This window comes from Tistrella mobilis, from assembly GCF_039634785.1.
GTDB lineage: Bacteria > Pseudomonadota > Alphaproteobacteria > Tistrellales > Tistrellaceae > Tistrella > Tistrella mobilis.
The window spans coordinates 1-17,106 of record NZ_JBBIAB010000003.1 but is presented as its reverse complement, the minus strand read 5'-3'; the positions used below and the strand labels follow the sequence as shown (position 1 = coordinate 17,106).

The 17,106-nt window shown below is 68.2% G+C and carries 12 protein-coding genes and 1 tRNA gene; 2 read left to right on the top strand and 11 right to left on the bottom strand.

Translation table 11 applies throughout. The features are described from left to right. Positions 1-3 precede the first annotated feature (3 nt). Together WI697_RS05030 and WI697_RS05025 are read right to left on the bottom strand one after the other, a co-directional pair. A complete protein-coding gene (locus tag WI697_RS05030; protein WP_345957665.1) occupies positions 4-3,501 on the bottom strand; it encodes a hybrid sensor histidine kinase/response regulator in 3,498 nt (1,165 codons plus the stop codon). 103 nt (positions 3,502-3,604) lie between these two features. Further along, positions 3,605-4,636, bottom strand: coding sequence for a sensor domain-containing diguanylate cyclase (locus WI697_RS05025; protein WP_345957664.1), 1,032 nt, complete (start codon positions 4,634-4,636; stop codon positions 3,605-3,607). Between the two features lie 225 nt (positions 4,637-4,861). Between WI697_RS05025 and WI697_RS05020 the strand changes: the two genes are divergently transcribed. After that, positions 4,862-5,608, top strand: a complete 747-nt coding sequence (locus tag WI697_RS05020) for an SDR family NAD(P)-dependent oxidoreductase (RefSeq protein WP_345957663.1) — start codon at positions 4,862-4,864, stop codon at positions 5,606-5,608. A gap of 15 nt (positions 5,609-5,623) precedes the next feature. Here the strand turns inward: WI697_RS05020 and WI697_RS05015 are convergent, their stop codons facing one another. The 7 genes from WI697_RS05015 to WI697_RS04985 all read right to left on the bottom strand — a co-directional run bounded on the left by WI697_RS05015 (position 5,624) and on the right by WI697_RS04985 (position 12,374). After that, positions 5,624-6,121 (bottom strand): cupin domain-containing protein, encoded by a 498-nt coding sequence (locus tag WI697_RS05015; RefSeq protein WP_296720132.1) that lies wholly within the window; start codon positions 6,119-6,121, stop codon positions 5,624-5,626. A 41-nt stretch (positions 6,122-6,162) separates the two neighbouring features. Next, positions 6,163-7,464, bottom strand: a complete 1,302-nt coding sequence (locus WI697_RS05010) for a DUF2254 domain-containing protein (RefSeq protein ID WP_231889486.1) — start codon at positions 7,462-7,464, stop codon at positions 6,163-6,165. Then, entirely contained in the window at positions 7,461-7,931 is a 471-nt protein-coding gene (locus WI697_RS05005; RefSeq protein ID WP_345957662.1) for a DUF1850 domain-containing protein, read from the bottom strand. Before WI697_RS05005 ends, WI697_RS05010 begins: the two co-directional genes overlap by 4 nt. Further along, positions 7,928-10,060, bottom strand: coding sequence for a TRAP transporter permease (locus tag WI697_RS05000; protein WP_296720140.1), 2,133 nt, complete (start codon positions 10,058-10,060; stop codon positions 7,928-7,930). Before WI697_RS05000 ends, WI697_RS05005 begins: the two co-directional genes overlap by 4 nt. A gap of 100 nt (positions 10,061-10,160) precedes the next feature. After that, positions 10,161-11,138, bottom strand: coding sequence for a TAXI family TRAP transporter solute-binding subunit (locus WI697_RS04995; protein ID WP_062767372.1), 978 nt, complete (start codon positions 11,136-11,138; stop codon positions 10,161-10,163). Between the two features lie 186 nt (positions 11,139-11,324). Continuing rightward, positions 11,325-12,182, bottom strand: a complete 858-nt coding sequence (gene purU / locus WI697_RS04990; RefSeq protein WP_296720145.1) for a formyltetrahydrofolate deformylase — start codon at positions 12,180-12,182, stop codon at positions 11,325-11,327. Between the two features lie 116 nt (positions 12,183-12,298). Then, positions 12,299-12,374, bottom strand: a tRNA-Ala gene (locus WI697_RS04985). A 173-nt stretch (positions 12,375-12,547) separates the two neighbouring features. Here WI697_RS04985 and WI697_RS04980 point away from each other — a divergent pair. Then, entirely contained in the window at positions 12,548-13,942 is a 1,395-nt protein-coding gene (locus WI697_RS04980) for a sensor histidine kinase (RefSeq protein WP_082828739.1), read from the top strand. Positions 13,943-13,954: 12 nt separating this feature from the next. Here the strand turns inward: WI697_RS04980 and WI697_RS04975 are convergent, their stop codons facing one another. Both WI697_RS04975 and WI697_RS04970 read right to left on the bottom strand, forming a co-directional pair. Then, positions 13,955-15,781, bottom strand: coding sequence for a sensor histidine kinase (locus tag WI697_RS04975; protein WP_345957661.1), 1,827 nt, complete (start codon positions 15,779-15,781; stop codon positions 13,955-13,957). Positions 15,782-15,819: 38 nt separating this feature from the next. Next, complete coding sequence (locus tag WI697_RS04970) at positions 15,820-16,425, bottom strand: putative pterin-binding protein (RefSeq protein ID WP_062767378.1); 606 nt, start codon at positions 16,423-16,425, stop codon at positions 15,820-15,822. Between the last annotated feature and the right edge of the window lie 681 nt (positions 16,426-17,106).

Below are 17,106 nucleotides of genomic sequence, written 5' to 3'. Positions count from 1 at the left end.
AGGTCATTCGGCGGCGCGGCTTCGCCCCTTCGCGACCATATGCGCGATCAGCGCCCGGAGTGCGCCCGGGCGCAGCGGCTTGTAGGCGATGCGGCAGTCGGCCGCCTCGGCCGCGCGCCGGACGGCGTCGCTGCGGTCGGCGGTGATGACGGCGGCGGGGAGGGCGGCGCCGAAACGGGTGCGCAGGCCGGCGAGCACGTCGAGCCCGCTCAGGCCGTGATCGAGGTGATAATCGGTCAGCACGATGTCGGGGCGGCGGTCGCCGAGGGCCGACAGCGCCGCCTCGGCAGTGGTGCCCCAGACCACCTCGCAGGACCAGCCGCCGAGCAGGGCGGTCATGGCTTCCGCGATCGCGGGTTCGTTTTCGATGCACAGGACCAGCGTACCGTCGAAGCCGCCGCCGCGGGTCTCTGGTGCCACGCGCCGCGCCAGGGCGCGGCTTTCGCTCACCGGCAGCTCGACCGAGAAACAGCTGCCGCGGCCGGGGGTGGAGCGGAGCCCGACCCGGTGGCCGAGGATCGCCGCCAGCCGCTCGACGATCGACAGACCCAGCCCCAGCCCCTTGTCGCGGTCCCCCGGCCCGCCATCGAGCTGGCGGAATTCCTGGAAGATCTCGGCCTGTTTTTCGGCCGGGATGCCGGGGCCGGTATCGTGGACCTCAATCCGCAGCCGGTCGCCCAGCCGCCGGCAACCGACCAGAACCCGGCCGGTTCGGGTATAGCGCAGCGCATTGCCGATCAGGTTCTGCAAAATCCGGCGCAGCAGCACGGCATCGGTCTCGACGGTCACCGAACTGGGGACGTGCACCAGTTTCAGCCCGTGGCGGGCGGCGACCACCGCCATTTCGCCCATCAGCGGCCGCAGCACCTCGTCGACCACCACCGCGCCGCGGCTGGGCTTGACCACGCCGGTGTCGAGCCGGGTGATGTCGAGCAGGTCGCCCAGCAGCTGTTCTACAGAGCGGAGCGCCGCATCGGCCTGGCCGACCAGCGGGTCGTTGCCGCGGTCGCGGGCGGCGGAAATGAACAGCCGGGCGGCGTGCAGGGGCTGCAGCAGATCGTGGCTGACCGCCGCCAGCAGGCGGGTCTTGGCGCGGTTGGCCCGGTCGGCCTCGGCCTTGGCATCGGCAAGATCGGCGGTGCGTTCGGCGATGCCGCGCTCCAGCCCCTCATTGGCTTCGCGCAGTGCTTCGGCCGCGCGGTGACGCTCGGTCACATCGTTGAAAACGGCGACGAAACCGCCATCGGGCAGCGGGTTGGAGGTGACCTCCAGCACCGTGCCGTCGGGGCGGATCCGCTGATACATGTCGGGCCGGCCGCGCAGATCCGGGTCGGACCGGCGCAGCAGGGTGACGATCTCGCGGTCATGGCTGAACTCGCCACGGGCATGGAGATGGTCGACGATGTCGGACAAGGGCGTGCCGACGGTGATCAGGCTTTCCGGCACGTCGAGCATGTCGAGGAAGCGCCGGTTCCAGACCAGGATCCGGAAGTCGCGATCGAAGGCGCAGATGCCCTTGCCGACATTCTCGATGGTCGAGCGCAGCAGGGTGTGCTGATCCAGAATGGCGCGCGAGGCCTCGTCGATGATGCTGCGGGCATCGGAACGGGACAGACGCCGGTCTGCGAGCAGGCTGGCCACCACCACCCGGGCCGAGGCCGAGCCGATGGCGCCGGCCAGCAGCCATTCGGTCGCCTGCACCGCTTCTTGGTCGATGCGCAGCGGCGGCGCGGCGTCGAAGCCGTCGGTATGAGGGTTGCGGGCCTGGGCGAGGTCGGCAAAGGCGGCGTCGGCGCGGGTGCGGCCGACATAGCGTGCGGCCAGTTCGTGCAGATCGGCCAGGGTCGCGCCGCGCGGGTGCACCCGCCGTTCGCCCAGCTCGTGGCGCATGGAGACGAAACGTTCCGCCTGCCGCGCCTCCAGATCTGACTGGCGGGTGAACCGCGACACCGCCAGCAGCACCACGAGATTGAGTGCCAGACTGACGAGCGCACCGCCGGAGAGAACGTCCAGGTCGTGCACGCTGGTGATGTCGTCGATGCTGATCCAGCCGGGCCGCAACAGAAGATCGTGCAGCAGGCTGCCGGCGACCACACCGGCCTCGGCGAAGGACGGCAACAGCACGGTGGCGACCCAGGCGGCGAAGCCTGCAACCAGACCGGCGATGGCGCCGGCCTTGGTGACCTGGCGGAAGAACAGGCCGAGCAGCAGGGGCGGCGCGAATTGTGCGACGCCGGCAAAGGACACCAGGCCGAAGGTGACCAGCGGGAAGGTGCTGCCGAGCAGCAGGTAGTTGATATAGGCGAGCGCCAGGATGCCGATCACCGCCAGCCGGCGGGCCAGAAGCAGCATGCGGGTGGGGTTGTCCCTGAGCCGGCGGGAGCCGGGGCGCAGCGCCATCAGCGCCGGCACGATCAGGTCGTTGCAGACCATGGTGCTGAGGGCGACCGCGCCGACCACGATCATGCCGGTGGCGGCCGACAGCCCGCCGATGAAGGCGAGCAGGGCGAGGCCCGGCTCTCCCATCGCCAGCGGCACGGTCACCAGGAAGGTGTCGGCATTCATGTCGGCGCCGGCGAAGAGCAGCAGGCCGGCCATGGCGACCGGCACCACGAACAGGTTGATCGCGATCAGATAGGCCGGGAACAGCCAGGCCGCGGTGCGGATGTCGCCGACATGGGTATTCTCCACAACCGCGACATGAAACTGGCGCGGCAGGCAGAGGATGGCGAAGCCCGACAGTAGGGTCATCGCCCACCAGCTGAGACCGAGCCGCGGTTCCAGCATATGGGCGAGCGCCGGGTCGGCAAGCGCGGTGCCGACCAGAGAGACCGGCCCGCCCGCCGCCACCACGGTGATCGCGGCGCCGACGATCAGGGCGGCGGCCAGCTTGACCAGGGATTCGGCCGAAATCGCGCTCATCAGCCCGGGGTGATGCTCGTTGGCATGGATGGTGCGCACGCCGAAGAGAATGGCGAAGGCGGCCATGATCACGGTGACCAGCAGGGTGGTCCGCCCGGGCAGGTCGGGCATGACCGAGCCGGCGAAGGGGTTGCCGGCCAGGGCCTCGAAACTGATGGTGATCGCCTTGAGCTGCAGGGCGAAATAGGGCAGCACCACGACCACCGCGATCGCGGTGACCAGCGCCGCCAGCACCCGGCTTTTGCCGTAACGCGCCGAGATGAAATCGGAAATCGACACGACGTTCTCGGCCTTGGCCACCCGTACCATCTTGGCGAGGACCGGCCAGCCGAGACCGATCATCAGGATCGGGCCGACATAGATCGACAGGAAATCGAAGCCGCCGGTGGCCGCGCGGCCGATGGCGCCATAGAAGGTCCACGAGGTGCAGTAGACCGCAAGGCTGAGGGCGTAGAGCAGGGGCGCGCGACGTGCGGCCGTGCCGCCGCGGCGCGCCGCCACCCGATCGCCCTGCCAGGCGATGGCGAACAGGACGGCGAGATAGCCCAGCGACAGGGCGAGCACGAGCCAGCTGTCCATGATCCGCCGCGGGCGGCCTCCTCCCCCTCACATATCCGGTCCGGCATCTGACGTCCGGGTTTATGGGGCAGTGTCCCGCGACCGCTGTCCGCGATCAAGCCTGCTACCGCCTTGCGGTCACCACCCGGTTGCGGCCCGCGGCCTTGGCGGCATAAAGCGCGCGATCGGCCAGGGCGATCAGCTCGGCGCGGGCGATGTCGTCCTGGCCCGAGCCGGGCGGGCAGGGGCCGAGCCCGATACTGATCGTGACCGGCGCCGGCAGATCCCGCAGTCGGGCGATGTCGCAACGCAGCCGTTCCGCCAGCGCGTAGCCGGCCTCGGGGTCGGTCTCGGGCAGCAGAACGGCAAACTCCTCGCCGCCATGACGGGCGACGATGCCGTTCTCGCCCAGGCTTCCGGTCATCGCGGCGGCGACCCGCGACAGGGTGGCATCCCCCGCCGGATGGCCGAAGCGATCGTTGAAGGCCTTGAAATGATCGATGTCGATCAGCAGCAGACACAGCGACCGGCCGGTGGCGGCGTGACGATCGAGCGCGTTTTCGAACTGCGCCATAAAGGCGCGCCGGTTGGCGAGACCGGTCAGCGGATCGGTGGCGGCCAGCCGCTCCAGCCGGTGATTGGCCTGCTCCACTTCGGTCCGGCGGCCATTCTTGCGGATATGGCGCTTCTCGATCCGATAGTCGGTGCGCTCGCCGCGCAGGACAGCCCGCAACAGGGCCAGATCGGACTGGAGATGATCGGGGTCCGTGATCTGCTGGAAATCGATCGCCAGCAGCTCGGTCTCGTCATATCCGCAGATCCGGCACAAGGCGCGGTTGACCTTGAGAAAGCGGCCATCCGGGGCGACCAGGGCCATACCGATCGGCGCCTGATCGAAGGCGGTGCCGAACAGCCGTGCCGCCGTATCCAGCCGCTTCTCGGTCAGCGGCCGGTCCCGTTCCGCAAGATCCCGCTCGACGACCCGGCCGAGTGCCGTTGCCATCATCTCGAGGAATTCGACCTCGCCGCTGCCGAATCCCTCGGGCCGGGGTCGCGCGTCCATGAAGGCGAGCGTGCCATAGATCCGCTCTTTCACCCAGACCGGGGCGGCGATGTAGGCCCAGAATGCGCCGGCCGGTATCGATGAAGTCGGCATAGGCGATGTCCGGCGCGGCATGCGCCGTCACCAGCACGCGATGGAGTTCGCGTAGCCGCATCGCCTGGACGCCAGGTCGGTCTTCCGCGTCGGGGTTGACCTGTTTCACCACGGTCATCATCCTCCACAGACACCGTAACAAACGAAGCCTAACACGGCTGCGGTGAAAGATCCGTTCATGCGGGCCGATGCCATTCCGGCCGCATGCCTCAGAGGAGACCATCCATGAGTTTCGACGGCCGCATCGCCCTCGTCACCGGCGCCGGATCCGGCATCGGTGCCGCCATTGCCCGCCGGCTTGGCGCGGGCGGCGCCCGGGTCGCGCTTGCCGATCTGAAGGCGGATGCGGCCGAAGCCCTGGCAGCGGAGTTGCGCGATGCCGATGTCGAGGCGGCCGCCTTTGCCGTCGACGTGGCCGACCCCGATGCGGTGGCAGGTCTGGTCGCCGATGTCGTGACCCGCTTCGGCGGCCTGCATCTCGCGGTCAACAATGCCGGCATCGGCGGGGCCGAAGGACCGGTCGGGGACTACAGCATCGCCGGCTGGCGCCGGGTGATCGACGTCAACCTGAACGGGGTCTTCTATGCCATGCATGCCGAGATCCCGGCGATGCTGGCGGCCGGGGGCGGGGCCATCGTCAACATGGCCTCGATCCTGGGGCTGAACGGCTTTGCCGGATCGGCCGCCTATGTCGCCGCCAAGCATGGGGTGATCGGGCTGACCAAGACGGCGGCGGTCGAATATTCGGCGCAGGGCGTGCGGGTGAACGCGGTCTGCCCCGGCTTCATCGACACGCCGCTGATCGCCCATGTCGAGCCCGAGGCGCGCCGGCATCTGGTCCGGCAGCATCCGATCGGCCGGCTGGGCACGCCGGAAGAGGTGGCGGCGCTCACCTGCTTCCTGCTGTCCGACGAGGCCGGCTTCGTCACCGGCAGCGCCCATCTGGTCGATGGCGGCTGGTCGGCGGTCTGACAAGGCTTGGGTGGTTCAGCTGCGGTGGATGGGATCGATCCACTTCACCGCTTCCGGCTTTTCCACCGGCTCGATGTCGAGATTGACCACCACCGGCTCCTGGTCCGAACGGACAAGCACGCATTCCAGCGGCTCGTCGGCTGCGGCGTTGATTTCCTGGTGGGGCACATAGGGCGGCACATAGATGAAGTCGCCCGGCCCCGCTTCGGCGGTGAACTGCAGCCGGTCGCCCCAGCGCATGCGGGCGCGGCCGCGGACGACATAGATCACGCTTTCCAGCGCGCCGTGATGATGGGCGCCGGTCTTGGCGTCGGGCTGGATGGTGACGGTGCCGGCCCAGATCTTGTTGGCACCGGTGCGGGCATTGTTGATGGCGGTGGCACGCGACATGCCCGGCGTCTGGGCGGTGTTCGGGTCCAGCTGATCGCCGGCGATCACCTGCACGCCGGTATGGCGCCAGTCGTCGCCAGAGCCGTGATTCGGGCCGTGATCATGATCGTGGGGGGCGCTCATTCGTGCTGCCTTTCGTGAGGCGAGGGGAAACGGCGTCGGGATCACGGGATGGCGGCAAGGGCCGTATCGGCCCGATCCCGATCGTGGACGGTGGCAAGGGCCGCCGCCGCATGGGCATGGGCCCTGATCGCGGCGGCGCGGGCGACATCGGCATCGGCCTCGTTCTGCGCATTGCGCACGATCGCCTCCAGCACCTGCAGCAGATGACAGGAAACCTCGACCGCATCGGCGCCGCAACGGGCGATGCGCATCAGGGCACGGTCGAGAACCAGATCCAGCGGCAGCGGCGGCAGCACCACATGGGCCGCACCGGGCCCCAGCCTTTCGGTATCGGCGGGGGCATCGGCATCGGCGGGCCGGGCGACGAGCCCGGTCAGCAGGGATTCCAGCCGGTCCAGGCAGATGATGGCCGTCTCCGGATCGTTGATGCCGGGCGACAGCGCCCGACAGGCGGTTTCGCACAGCAGTTCCAGGCAGAGCAGGGGGTCCTGTTCTTCGGTGCGGTCGCGGCCGATGTCGAAACAGCCGATCAGGATGTTGCGAAGGGCATCGTCGATCGGGCGGCCGTCATGGGTGCGGATCATCGCCATCGGCTTCTGCGGGTGCATGGCGGTGCCGGGCCTGTGGCAGATGATGACCGACAGCCGGTGCGCCTCGGCCGTGCCGGCCAGACGGGCAACGTCGATCAGACGCAGATGGCCGGTCAGGCGCGGATAGAGCGGCACCAGACCAGGCCCGCTCAGCGCCGGCATGGCCGCGGGCCTGAGGCGCAGGCCGTAGGCGGGGGATGCCCGATAGGTTTCGATCGCCTGGTCGCCGGTGCGGAAGATGCGGTCGATCATGCTCGACAGCTTCAGCAGGTCGGCGATGTGGTGGAACCAGAGCACCATGCGGTAGAGGGCGAGGCAGAGCGTGAGCAGCCCGCCCGCGCCGATCAGCAGCCGCGCACCGTCGCCGTCGCGGCCGAGACCCAGAACCACCACGCCCGTCACCGCATAGACGAAGCCGCCGATGAAGGCGGCCAGCGCCCGATGGGTCATGCGGTCGGACATCAGCCCCGGCAGGGCCCTGGGCGAGGCCTGGCCTGCGGCGGCGTTCAGCACCACCATCAGCACCGACAGCGTGACGGTGGCGATGGTGAGCAGGCTGCCGCCGCCCATCTTCAGCAGTTCGACGATGGTGTCCTTGTCGGGAATCGGCAGATCGTCCATGCCCGACAGCAGCGGCCCGCCGATGATGGCAAGCACCACCCAGAAGCCCGCAAGTGCCGAGGCCAGGGCCGGCTGGAACCACAGCGTCTGGCGCAGCCGTGTCCAGATCCGCTGGCGCAGACCCTCCATCATCTTGCGGTTCCCGCCTCTGGTGCTGTCGTGCTGCCCGATGATAGCGCATCGCCCGGACATGGGAACAGGCGCACCGGCCGGTCGCGTGCGGCGGGTGCCAGATCGAACAGGCTGCGGCAGCTGCCGGCGACGCAGATCTCGTGCGGCCCGGTCATGGTGGAATTGGCGAGCGTCAGCGCATCCTGCGGCGGCAGATGCGGGGTGTAGACCCAGTGGCCGTCGATCAGCCGGGCATCATCGGGCGGTTCCATGCCGGCGCCGCTGCCCTCTATGGCAGCCTCCCCGGCATGCAGGCGGCCGTCCCGGCCGATGATCCAGTCCTCGCGCCAGCGGATGCGCTCCACCGAATGGGTCCAGGCGAGGGTGAAGCGGTCGAGCGCGGCATCGGGATCGGCCGGCAGACGGGTGAGCGGCGGGCCGCCCGCGGCCAGTGCGATGCACAGGCCGAGGGCGGCAGCGGTGGTCATGATGCAGCACGCCGCGCCATGCGGCGGCGCAGCAGATGCTGGCCGACGACCAGGGCGGCGAGGGCGAGACCCAGTTCATCGGTGACCGGCAGGGCCGCAACCAGCATGAAGGCGGCGACGGCGGCGAGCAGCCGTTCCCACCAGGCAAGCGGCCCGGCCAGGAAGCCGATGCTGGCGGCCCCCCACAGCCCCATCGAGATCACCGCCTTGAGCACGATATAGCCGACCGCCGGCCAGTAGCCGATCGCCTGGGCCATCGGGCCGCCATCCTGAAGCATCAGCGCCGGGGTGTAGACCGCCATGAACGGCACGACGAAACCGGCGATGGCGATGCGCAGACAGTTCACGCCGATCTTCAGCCCGCTGGCCTTGGCAATGGGTGAGGCCGCGAACGCCGCCAGCGCCACCGGTGGCGTCAGATCGGCCATGATGCCGAAATAGAACACGAACATGTGGCTGACGATCAGCGGCACGCCCAGTTCCAGCAGTGCCGGCCCCACCAGCGACGAGGTGATGATGTAGTTGGGGATGGTCGGAATGCCCATGCCCAGCACCAGGCAGGTGAGCATGGTCAGCACCAGCGACAGGAACAGGCTCTGATCGCCGACTTCGATGATCACCCGGGCGAAGTTGGTGGCGAGGCCGGTCAGGGTCATCACGCCGATGATCGTGCCGACCAGCGCGCAGGCGATGCCGACGCCCAGGGCATTGCGGGCGCCGTCGGCCAGGGCCTGGACCATCATGTCGACCGTGGAGCGGAGCCCCTTGATCGCCAGGCAGACCACCACCAGCGCCAGGATCACCACCGCGATGACGTCGATGCCCCAGTGGAAGAAGCCGGCGGTGGCAAGGCCGATCGCCACCCAGAACAGGATGCGGAGCGGCATGGCCGGCAGCAGGCCCGAGATCGGCGCGCCCAGGATCAGGACCGCGGTCAGCGCCAGCCCCACCGTGCCCGCAAACAGCGGGGTGTAGCCGGCGAAGAGCAGGTAGACCAGGATGGCCAGCGGGATGATCAGGTGCCAGCGCGCCTTCACCGCCGCCAGCGGATCCGGCAGTTCCGCGCGCGGCAGGCCGGAAAGGTTCAGGCGCCCGGCTTCGAGATGCACCATCCAGAGCACGGTGGTGAAATAGAGCAGGGCCGGGATCAGCGCTGCTTCGACCACGTCGATATAGGGGACGTTCAGCGTCTCGGCCATGATGAAGGCCACCGCGCCCATCACCGGCGGCATGATCTGGCCGCCCATGCTCGACGTCGCCTCCACCGCGCCGGCAAAGGCGGGGCGATAGCCGAACCGCTTCATCAGCGGGATGGTGAACTGGCCGGTGGTCACCACATTGGCGACGCCCGAGCCGTTGATCGTGCCCATCAGCGCGGAGGAGACCACCGCCACCTTGGCCGGGCCGCCGCGGGCGCCGCCGACCGTGCCCATAGCGACGTCGGAGAACAGCATGATCATGCCGGCGCGTTCCAGGAAGGCGCCGAACAGGATGAACAGGAAAATATAGGTCGACGAGACCAGGATCGGGATGCCGAAGATGCCCTCGGTGCCGAGGAACATCTGGTCGACCACCTGATCGAAACCGTAGCCGCGATGATTGAGCGGCGAGGGCAGCAGATGCCCGAAGATCGCATAGGACAGGAACAGCGCGCAGATGATCGGCAGCGCGATGCCCATCGCCCGGCGGGCGGCTTCGAAGACCAGCAGGACCATCGCGCAGCCCAGCACGATGTCGGTCATCGACGGATCGCCGGCGCGCAGCAGGATGTCGGTCTCGAAGATCCAGTGATAGAGGCCGAGCGCGAAGCCGGCGATGCCGAGGCCAAGATCGATCCAGCGCATTGCCGAGCCTTTCGGCCGGTGCGCGGCGGTGATCATGAAGCCCAGCAGCAGCAGAAAACCGACATGGATCGAGCGGACCACCAGGCTCGACAGCGGCGTATAGGCGGCGGTGTAGATCTGGAAGGCCGAAAAGATCACGGCGACCAGAAAGATGGCCCGGCCGAGGCCCTGGGTCCGGTCGGGCAGGGGCGCATGCATCGGCCCCGCCTCGAAGCTGTGGTCCTGGAGGTGGTCATGGCCCTGATGCCGGGCCTCGTCGGCGGGCCGGACGGTCGATGCGGTCATGTGCGTGGATGTCCCGAGACAGGCGTGTCGACACGGGAAGCCGGCCGGGAACTGCATGCTTTGGCATGCATGATTCACCGGCCGGCCGCCTCGGGTTCCGTCACTTCAGGACGCCGGCCTCGCGATAATAGGCCTCGGCACCCGGGTGGAGCGGGATGGGCAGACCCTTGGTCGCGCCATCCAGCGAGATCGCCTTGGCGGCGGCATGGGCCGCGACCATGGTGTCGAGATGGGTGAACATCTGCTTCGCCATCTCGTGGGCCAGCGCATCCGGCACCTCGGCATGGGTCACCAGGATGTTGCGGATGGCCACCGCCGGCACCGCATCGGTCTGGCCGTCATAGGTCCCGGCCGGGATTTCGGTCGCCTGATAGGCGGCATCGCCGATCTTCGCCACCACATCGGCGGGCACCGCCACGATGGTGATCGGCACGCTGGTGGCGAGGTCGCGGATCGAGGCGACACCCAGGCCGGCCGACTGCAGGGTGGCATCGATCTGACGGTTCTTCATCAGCTCGACCGATTCGCCGAAGGGCAGGTATTCCACCTTGCCCAGATCGTCATAGCTGAGACCGGCCGCCCCCAGAATGGCGCGGGCATTCAGCTCGGTGCCCGAGCGCGGCGCGCCGACCGAGATGCGCTTGCCCTTCAGATCGGCGAGCGTCTTGATGCCGCTGTCCTGACTGGCCACGATCTGAACATAGTTGGGATAGATGGCGGCGATGGCGCGCAGCTTGTCGAGCTTGCCCTTGAAGCCGGCTTCGGTGTCGCCCGCCCAGGCGAGGCCGACCGAATCACCCAGCGCGAACCCGATCTCGCCGCGGCCGGCCTGAAGCAGGTTCAGGTTTTCGACCGATGCCTTGGTGGACTGCACCGAGGTGCGGGCATCCGGAATGTTGTCGGCGTAGATCTTCGAGAGTGCCACGCCCAGCGGGTAGTACACGCCGCTGGTACCGCCGGTGAGCACGTTGACGAACTGTTCGGCCTTGGCCGCCACCGGTGCCGCAATGGTGATCGCGGCGGCCATTGCCAGCCCCGCCAGCTGTCGTGCGCCGGCGCGCTTGCCCAGAGAAATCATGGATGTCGTTACCCCCGTATTGCCGCTGTTTCCGGCATTCATCCGGCCCTCCGCCTCCCCAGGCGGAGCGTCCCGACCTCTGCGGGACCGGCCGTTGGTCATGCCAGTTTAGCCGTGTGGGGGTGACCTGCGGCAAGCAAAAGCTGCATGTGTCGTCGGGGCAGTGGTATCGCAGAGCGTGGCGGCTCAGCGGAAGACCACCGTCTTGCTGTGATTGATCAGCACCCGCCGCTCCACGTGCCACTGCACGGCCCGGGCCAGAACCACGGTTTCGATGTCGCGGCCGATGGTCACCAGCTCTTCGGCGGTGTGGGTATGATCGACCCGTTCCACGGCCTGTTCGATGATCGGGCCCTCGTCCAGGTCCGTGGTCACGTAATGGGCGGTGGCGCCGATCAGCTTCACGCCGCGGGCATGGGCCTGATGATAGGGGCGGGCGCCCTTGAAGCCCGGCAGGAAGCTGTGATGGATGTTGATGCAGCGGCCGGACAGTGCCTGGCAGAGCGTCGGGCTCAGGATCTGCATGTAGCGGGCCAGCACCACCAGTTCGACATCCAGCGTGCGGATCAGGTCGAGCAGGGCGCGTTCCTGCTCCGCCTTGGTCGCGGCGGTCACCGGCAGGTGGTGGAAGGGCACGTTGTGCCAGTCGGCCAGATGGCGCAGGCTGTCGTGATTGCCCATCACGCCGGCCACCTCGATCGGCAGCAGGCCGCTGTGCCAGCGGTGCAGCAGGTCGTTCAGGCAGTGGCCCGCCTTGGTCACGCAGATCAGCACCCGCGGCCGGCGGCGCAGATCGTGCAGCGTCCAGCGCATGGAGAACCGGCGTGCGACCTCGGCGAAGCGCACCCCCAGCGCACCATCGCCATCGCCCGGAACCGACAGCACCACCCGCATGAAGAAGGTCTGGGTTTCCGGGTCGCCATACTGGGCGCTCTCGTTGATGAACACGCCTTCCCCGGACAGGAAGCCGGACACGGCCGCCACAAGGCCCACGATGTCGGGGCAGGTGATGGTCAGGACGTGGGTGGGGCTGGGCACGGGCATGGCGTGGTCGGGCTCCGTTCGGGGACGGCGTGGGGCAGGGACGGCGGGGACAGACACGAAAAAGGCCGGCCGCGTGTGCGGTCGGCCCCTGCTGAGACGTTTTGATGCAACGGAATTGGTGGAGCCGAGGGGGATCGAACCCCTGACCCCCTGCTTGCAAAGCAGGTGCTCTCCCAGCTGAGCTACGGCCCCGGGATCCCGTATGCGGTCGACGCGGTTTGTACTGCCTGTGGCGGCGCGTTGCAAGCGCTGATGATGCGGCCGCGCTCGCTGCTTGACCCCGCGGCTCCGAGCGGGTGGAGTTGAGGGCGGATGGTCACGAATGACAACAAGCAGGACCGCCGCAGCAGAATGAGGGATCGCCCGTGGAGCAGTGGGACAAGGAATCCGCCGGAGGCCTCACCCGCGGATTGATCGCGCTCGGGATCGCGGCCGCCGCCGTGGCGCTTGCCGTGGGCAGCGGCGCGATCACGCCCGGCCCGGGTGCAGTTGCGGCCATGTTGTTCGGCCTCGGCGCCATGATCGTGGTCCTGGCCATGCTGGTCCGGCGCGAACGGTCCATCGCCCGGCGCCATCTGGCCCGCGCCGAGGCGGCGGAACGGGTTCGCCGCACAAGCGAGGCGCGCCTGCTCGACGCCCTGAATTCCATGACCGATGCCCTGCTGCTCTGCGGGCCCGACGACCGCTATCTGATCAGCAATATCCGCTATCAGGAGATCATGGGGCCCGGGGCGCCGGAACTCCGGCCGGGCATGTCCTTCGATACCTTGATGCGCGACGTGCTGGAGCGCGGCATCATCGATACGATGGGTGAGACGGCGGAGGCCTGGGGGCGGCGCCGGCGCGAGATGCGGGCCCGCGGACGCGGGCGGTTCGAGATGCGTATGGCCGACGGCCGCTGGCTGATGGTCCGGGAAAGCCCCACCCATGACGGCGGGCTGCTCTCGCTCTATTCCGACGTGACCGCGATCAAGGCGCGCGAAGCGGCGCTCGCCGCCGCCCGTGATGCGGCGGAGCGGGCCAACAAGGTGAAGACGGATTTCCTGGCCAATGTCAGCCACGAACTTCGCACGCCGCTGAACGCCGTGATCGGCTTTACCGACATGCTGCTGATGGGCTATGCGGGCCCGGTGTCGGACCGGCAGCGGGAATATCTGGGCGATATCCGCGACAGCGCCACCCATCTGCTGAGCGTCATCAACGACATCCTGGATCTGAGCCGGGCCGAGGCGGCGGCTCTGCCGCTCGATCCCCGGCCGCTGGATCTGGCCCGGCTGCTGCGCTCCACCGTGCGCATGTTGCAGCCCAAGGCCGATCAGGGCGGGCTGACCCTGTCGCTCGACGTCGACCCGCCGGCCTTGCCGGCCGTGGTCGATGAAGTCCGCATCCGTCAGGTGATCGTCAACCTGCTCTCCAATGCCATCAAGTTCACCGAACCGGGCGGCTGGGTGACGATCACGGCCCGGCGGACGGTGGATGCCGGTCAGGAGGAGAGAGGGGCCGGGTGGATACGGATCGAGATTGCGGATGACGGCATCGGCATGCCCCCCGGCGAGATCGAGCGGGCTTTCGAGCCCTTCGTTCAGCTCGATGCCGGCTTCTCGCGCCGCTTCGAAGGGACAGGGCTGGGGCTGCCGCTGGCCCGCCGGCTGGTCGAGGCTCATGGTGGGCGGCTGAACCTGTTCAGCGAGCCGGGGGAGGGGACCCAGGCGGTGATCCTGCTGCCGCTGCCCGCAGAGGGCGGGCGGGACGAGGACTGAGCGAAGCGGTCGTCAGCGCGAGGCGGCGCGCAGTCGCGTTGCCGGTGCCGCCTCGGGTTCGGCACTGGAGAGCGGCAGCCAGATCCGGGCTTCGGTGCCGAGGCCCGGGGCCGAATTCAGGCTCAACTGCCCGTCATGAGCCTCGACGAAACGCCGGGCGAGCGGCAGGCCCAGCCCGGCCCCTTCGTAACGGCGGGCCAGGCTGCTGTCGATCTGCACGAAGGGCTGCTGCACCCGTTCGATCTGTTCGGCGGCAATGCCGATCCCGGTATCCGCGATGCTTACTTCGATCCCGGCGATCGGGCTGCCCTCCGGATGGGGCAGGGTGGTGTTGCGCAGGCTGACGGTGATATGACCGCCGGGCGGCGTGAATTTGATCGCATTCGACAGCAGCGCATCGATCGCCCGGCGCAGCAGACGCCGGTCGCCGCGGATCGCGCCATGCACCGGCACATCCAGCTCCAGCCGGGCCAGCGTGACGTCGGCCTCGCGGGCGGCGCGTTCGGCGTCGGTGACCGCACCTGCGACCAGCCGGTCCAGGTCCAGCGGTGCCGCCTTCAGCCCGTCGCGATCGGCCCGTACCATTTCCAGGATATCGTCGATCAGCGACAGCAGACGATTGCCGCCGTCGCGGACATGGCCCAGATATTCGCGCTGCCGATCGTTCAGCGGGCCTGCCGCCCCCTGCATGATCATATCGGTGAAACCGATGACGGCGTTGAGCGGCGTCTTGAACTCATGGCTCATATTGGCCAGGAATTCGGTCTTGGCGCGGCTGGCCGCCTCGGCGGCATGCATGGCGGTTGCAAGGTCGCGCTCGCGCCGCTTCAGCGGCGTGATGTCGGACATCACGAAGACCATGCCGCCATCGGCGGTGGCGCGGCGGCTGATCCGCAGCCAGTGGTCACCGGCCAGATGCAGTTCGTGATCGCGGTCCAGAGGCTGCGGATCAAGCGGGTCGATCTCGGCCCCGGATCCGGCTGCGCTGGTCCGGATGTCCATCACCGCTTCAGCAAACAGCTGGTCGCGCAGGGCACGGATGCGGCGGCCGGCAAAGGGCCGGCTGATGGTTGCGGGCATCAGCTCGTCGACCCGGCGGTTGGCGGTGACGATCCGGCCGTCGGCCGTGGCGATCAGCAGGCCGTCGGACATCGCGCTCATCGCATTCGACAGCATCTGTTCGGCGGCCAGCGCCTCGCGGCGGGCGCGGGTGGCCTCTTCGCGGCGCTGGCTTTCCCGCCTCACCGCCCCGGTCAGCAGCACGACCAGAAAGCCGCCGACCAGGATCAGGGCGGTAAGCGGCAGGGCGATCCAGTACCAGAGCGATCTGAGGCGCACCTCGAGTGCTGCAAGGCTGCGATTGCTGTCGAGCAGAAGCGCCACCGAGGCGTCGTAGGCCTTCGCCCGCAGGGCTTCGATGCTGCGCCCGAGTGCTGCGATGGCCTCGGCATCGTCCGAGGTCTCGACGATGCCCACATCCAGAAGGGTGATACGGATGGTGAAGACCAGATCCTTGATGTCCGGACGTCCGGCCAGCGCGTCGGCGACGATGCCCTCGCGGAACAGGCTGAGCCGGCTCTCGACGATGTCGGCGCGCAGCAACAGCTCGTCGAGCGCGTCCTGGCTGCGCTCGAAGCGGTAATGAGTATAGGCGTCGGCCATGCGCAGTGTTTCGAATTCCAGCTGCACCACGGCCCAGTCGCGCTCGCTCCGCTCCGTCGCCCTCAGCCGGGTTTCGGACACCAGCTGGGCCACGGTCCAGCCGATGGTCGCGACCAGGATCACGATCACCGCGCCGAGCGCGCCTGCCAGGCGTTTCGAGGTGAGAAGGCGTCGCATGCCGGCGGCCGATCCGGTTGGGGAGACTGGAAGTCGGGTCAGTTGAAGGTGATCTGCTTGAGCTGCCAGACCATGCGCGACTGCATCTCGTGCCGCTCCACCTCGGTCATGCCCTTCATGTCGTCGAGCGGAAAGACGATCCAGAGCGGGCCGCGCTCGCGCACCGACATCTGTTTGCCGTTGGTGAGGTCGGCGATGAGGGCGCCCCGCGACATCGCGTCGGCCAGATCGAACGTATAGGAATAGTCGTTCAGGGCCCGGGCCGTGATCCTGGTGCCGGTGGCCCCGAGGCGCGCCACCAGATCGGCCAGCAATACCCCTTCGAAGCGTTGCGCGCCTTCCGTCCAGGGGGTGGTCGTCTCTATGGCGGAGCGCGGCATGGCGGCAAGCATGGCGCGATCGAAGGCGGCGGAGCCTTCTGGGGTGTTGGTCACGGCGATGCTGCCGGAGACGTCGAGAATGACCTTGCCCGTGGGGGCGGCCAGTGACGAGCCTTCCGCAGCGCGGGCAGCGCCGGCAACCGGGGTGAGACCGGCGAAGGGCAACGTGCCCGGCAGCAGCGCAGGGCTGAACAGGGTGACACCCACGACGAGGGCCGTCAGCCTGATGGTCTTTGTGGTGAACGGGCGGTTGGGTCGGGCCATCCGTCGGCTGCCTTCTGCTGAATGGGGCGTTTATCAGGGCGACCCTGGGAACCGTATTATTGCCACGCGTTGCGCATGACGGGCGCGGCGCGGGCCTTGTCGTTGCCCTACAGGCTAGCGACCAAAGCTTAAATGAAGGTTAGCGAAAGGTGTCCGGTCCGGGCCGCGGCGGAATATCGCAGGCCGATGAACGCTGCCGATTTCGACGGCGGGGGGACTCGACGACGGCGAAGATGCGCACCATATCCGCTTCACACCACAAGGGGCGGAGAGCAGAGGGCATGATGCCGCAAAAACTGCTTGCCAGACCCGGTCGGCTTCTGTAGCCTCAGAAATTGTCGCCACGCAGAAATGCGCTGAGCGACACGCCGAAACAGCCGCCGAAAACGCTTCGAAAAAAGCAGTTGACGCAGCCGGACGGCGGGGGTAAAAACCGCCCCACACCGACGGGCACCGCGGACGACGCGGCGCCGGGCGGGGCTGAAAAGCCAGAGAATACAGCCTCTTAAGAGAGGCAGGCGCCCGAGGGTGCCGCGAGGCGGAAGCGCTTCGTCAGGATCTTTGACATTGTGAAACGGATCGGAAGGGATGCGAGGGCGGCGGTCGTCGATCTTAGGACTTTAAGAACGACTGACCGATGAGCGCCTTGGCATCTCGATATGACCTTGTGCCTAGAGAGAT

Bases quoted from the DNA above. Each gene is read 5' to 3' on its own strand.
- WI697_RS05030 (WP_345957665.1), bottom strand. From the start codon at position 3,501: ATGGACAGCTGGCTCGTGCTCGCCCTGTCGCTGGGCTATCTCGCCGTC.
- WI697_RS05025 (WP_345957664.1), bottom strand. From the start codon at position 4,636: ATGCCGACTTCATCGATACCGGCCGGCGCATTCTGGGCCTACATCGCC.
- WI697_RS05020 (WP_345957663.1), top strand. From the start codon at position 4,862: ATGAGTTTCGACGGCCGCATCGCCCTCGTCACCGGCGCCGGATCCGGC.
- WI697_RS05015 (WP_296720132.1), bottom strand. From the start codon at position 6,121: ATGAGCGCCCCCCACGATCATGATCACGGCCCGAATCACGGCTCTGGC.
- WI697_RS05010 (WP_231889486.1), bottom strand. From the start codon at position 7,464: ATGATGGAGGGTCTGCGCCAGCGGATCTGGACACGGCTGCGCCAGACG.
- WI697_RS05005 (WP_345957662.1), bottom strand. From the start codon at position 7,931: ATGACCACCGCTGCCGCCCTCGGCCTGTGCATCGCACTGGCCGCGGGC.
- WI697_RS05000 (WP_296720140.1), bottom strand. From the start codon at position 10,060: ATGACCGCATCGACCGTCCGGCCCGCCGACGAGGCCCGGCATCAGGGC.
- WI697_RS04995 (WP_062767372.1), bottom strand. From the start codon at position 11,138: ATGATTTCTCTGGGCAAGCGCGCCGGCGCACGACAGCTGGCGGGGCTG.
- purU (WP_296720145.1), bottom strand. From the start codon at position 12,182: ATGCCCGTGCCCAGCCCCACCCACGTCCTGACCATCACCTGCCCCGAC.
- WI697_RS04975 (WP_345957661.1), bottom strand. From the start codon at position 15,781: ATGCGACGCCTTCTCACCTCGAAACGCCTGGCAGGCGCGCTCGGCGCG.
- WI697_RS04970 (WP_062767378.1), bottom strand. From the start codon at position 16,425: ATGGCCCGACCCAACCGCCCGTTCACCACAAAGACCATCAGGCTGACG.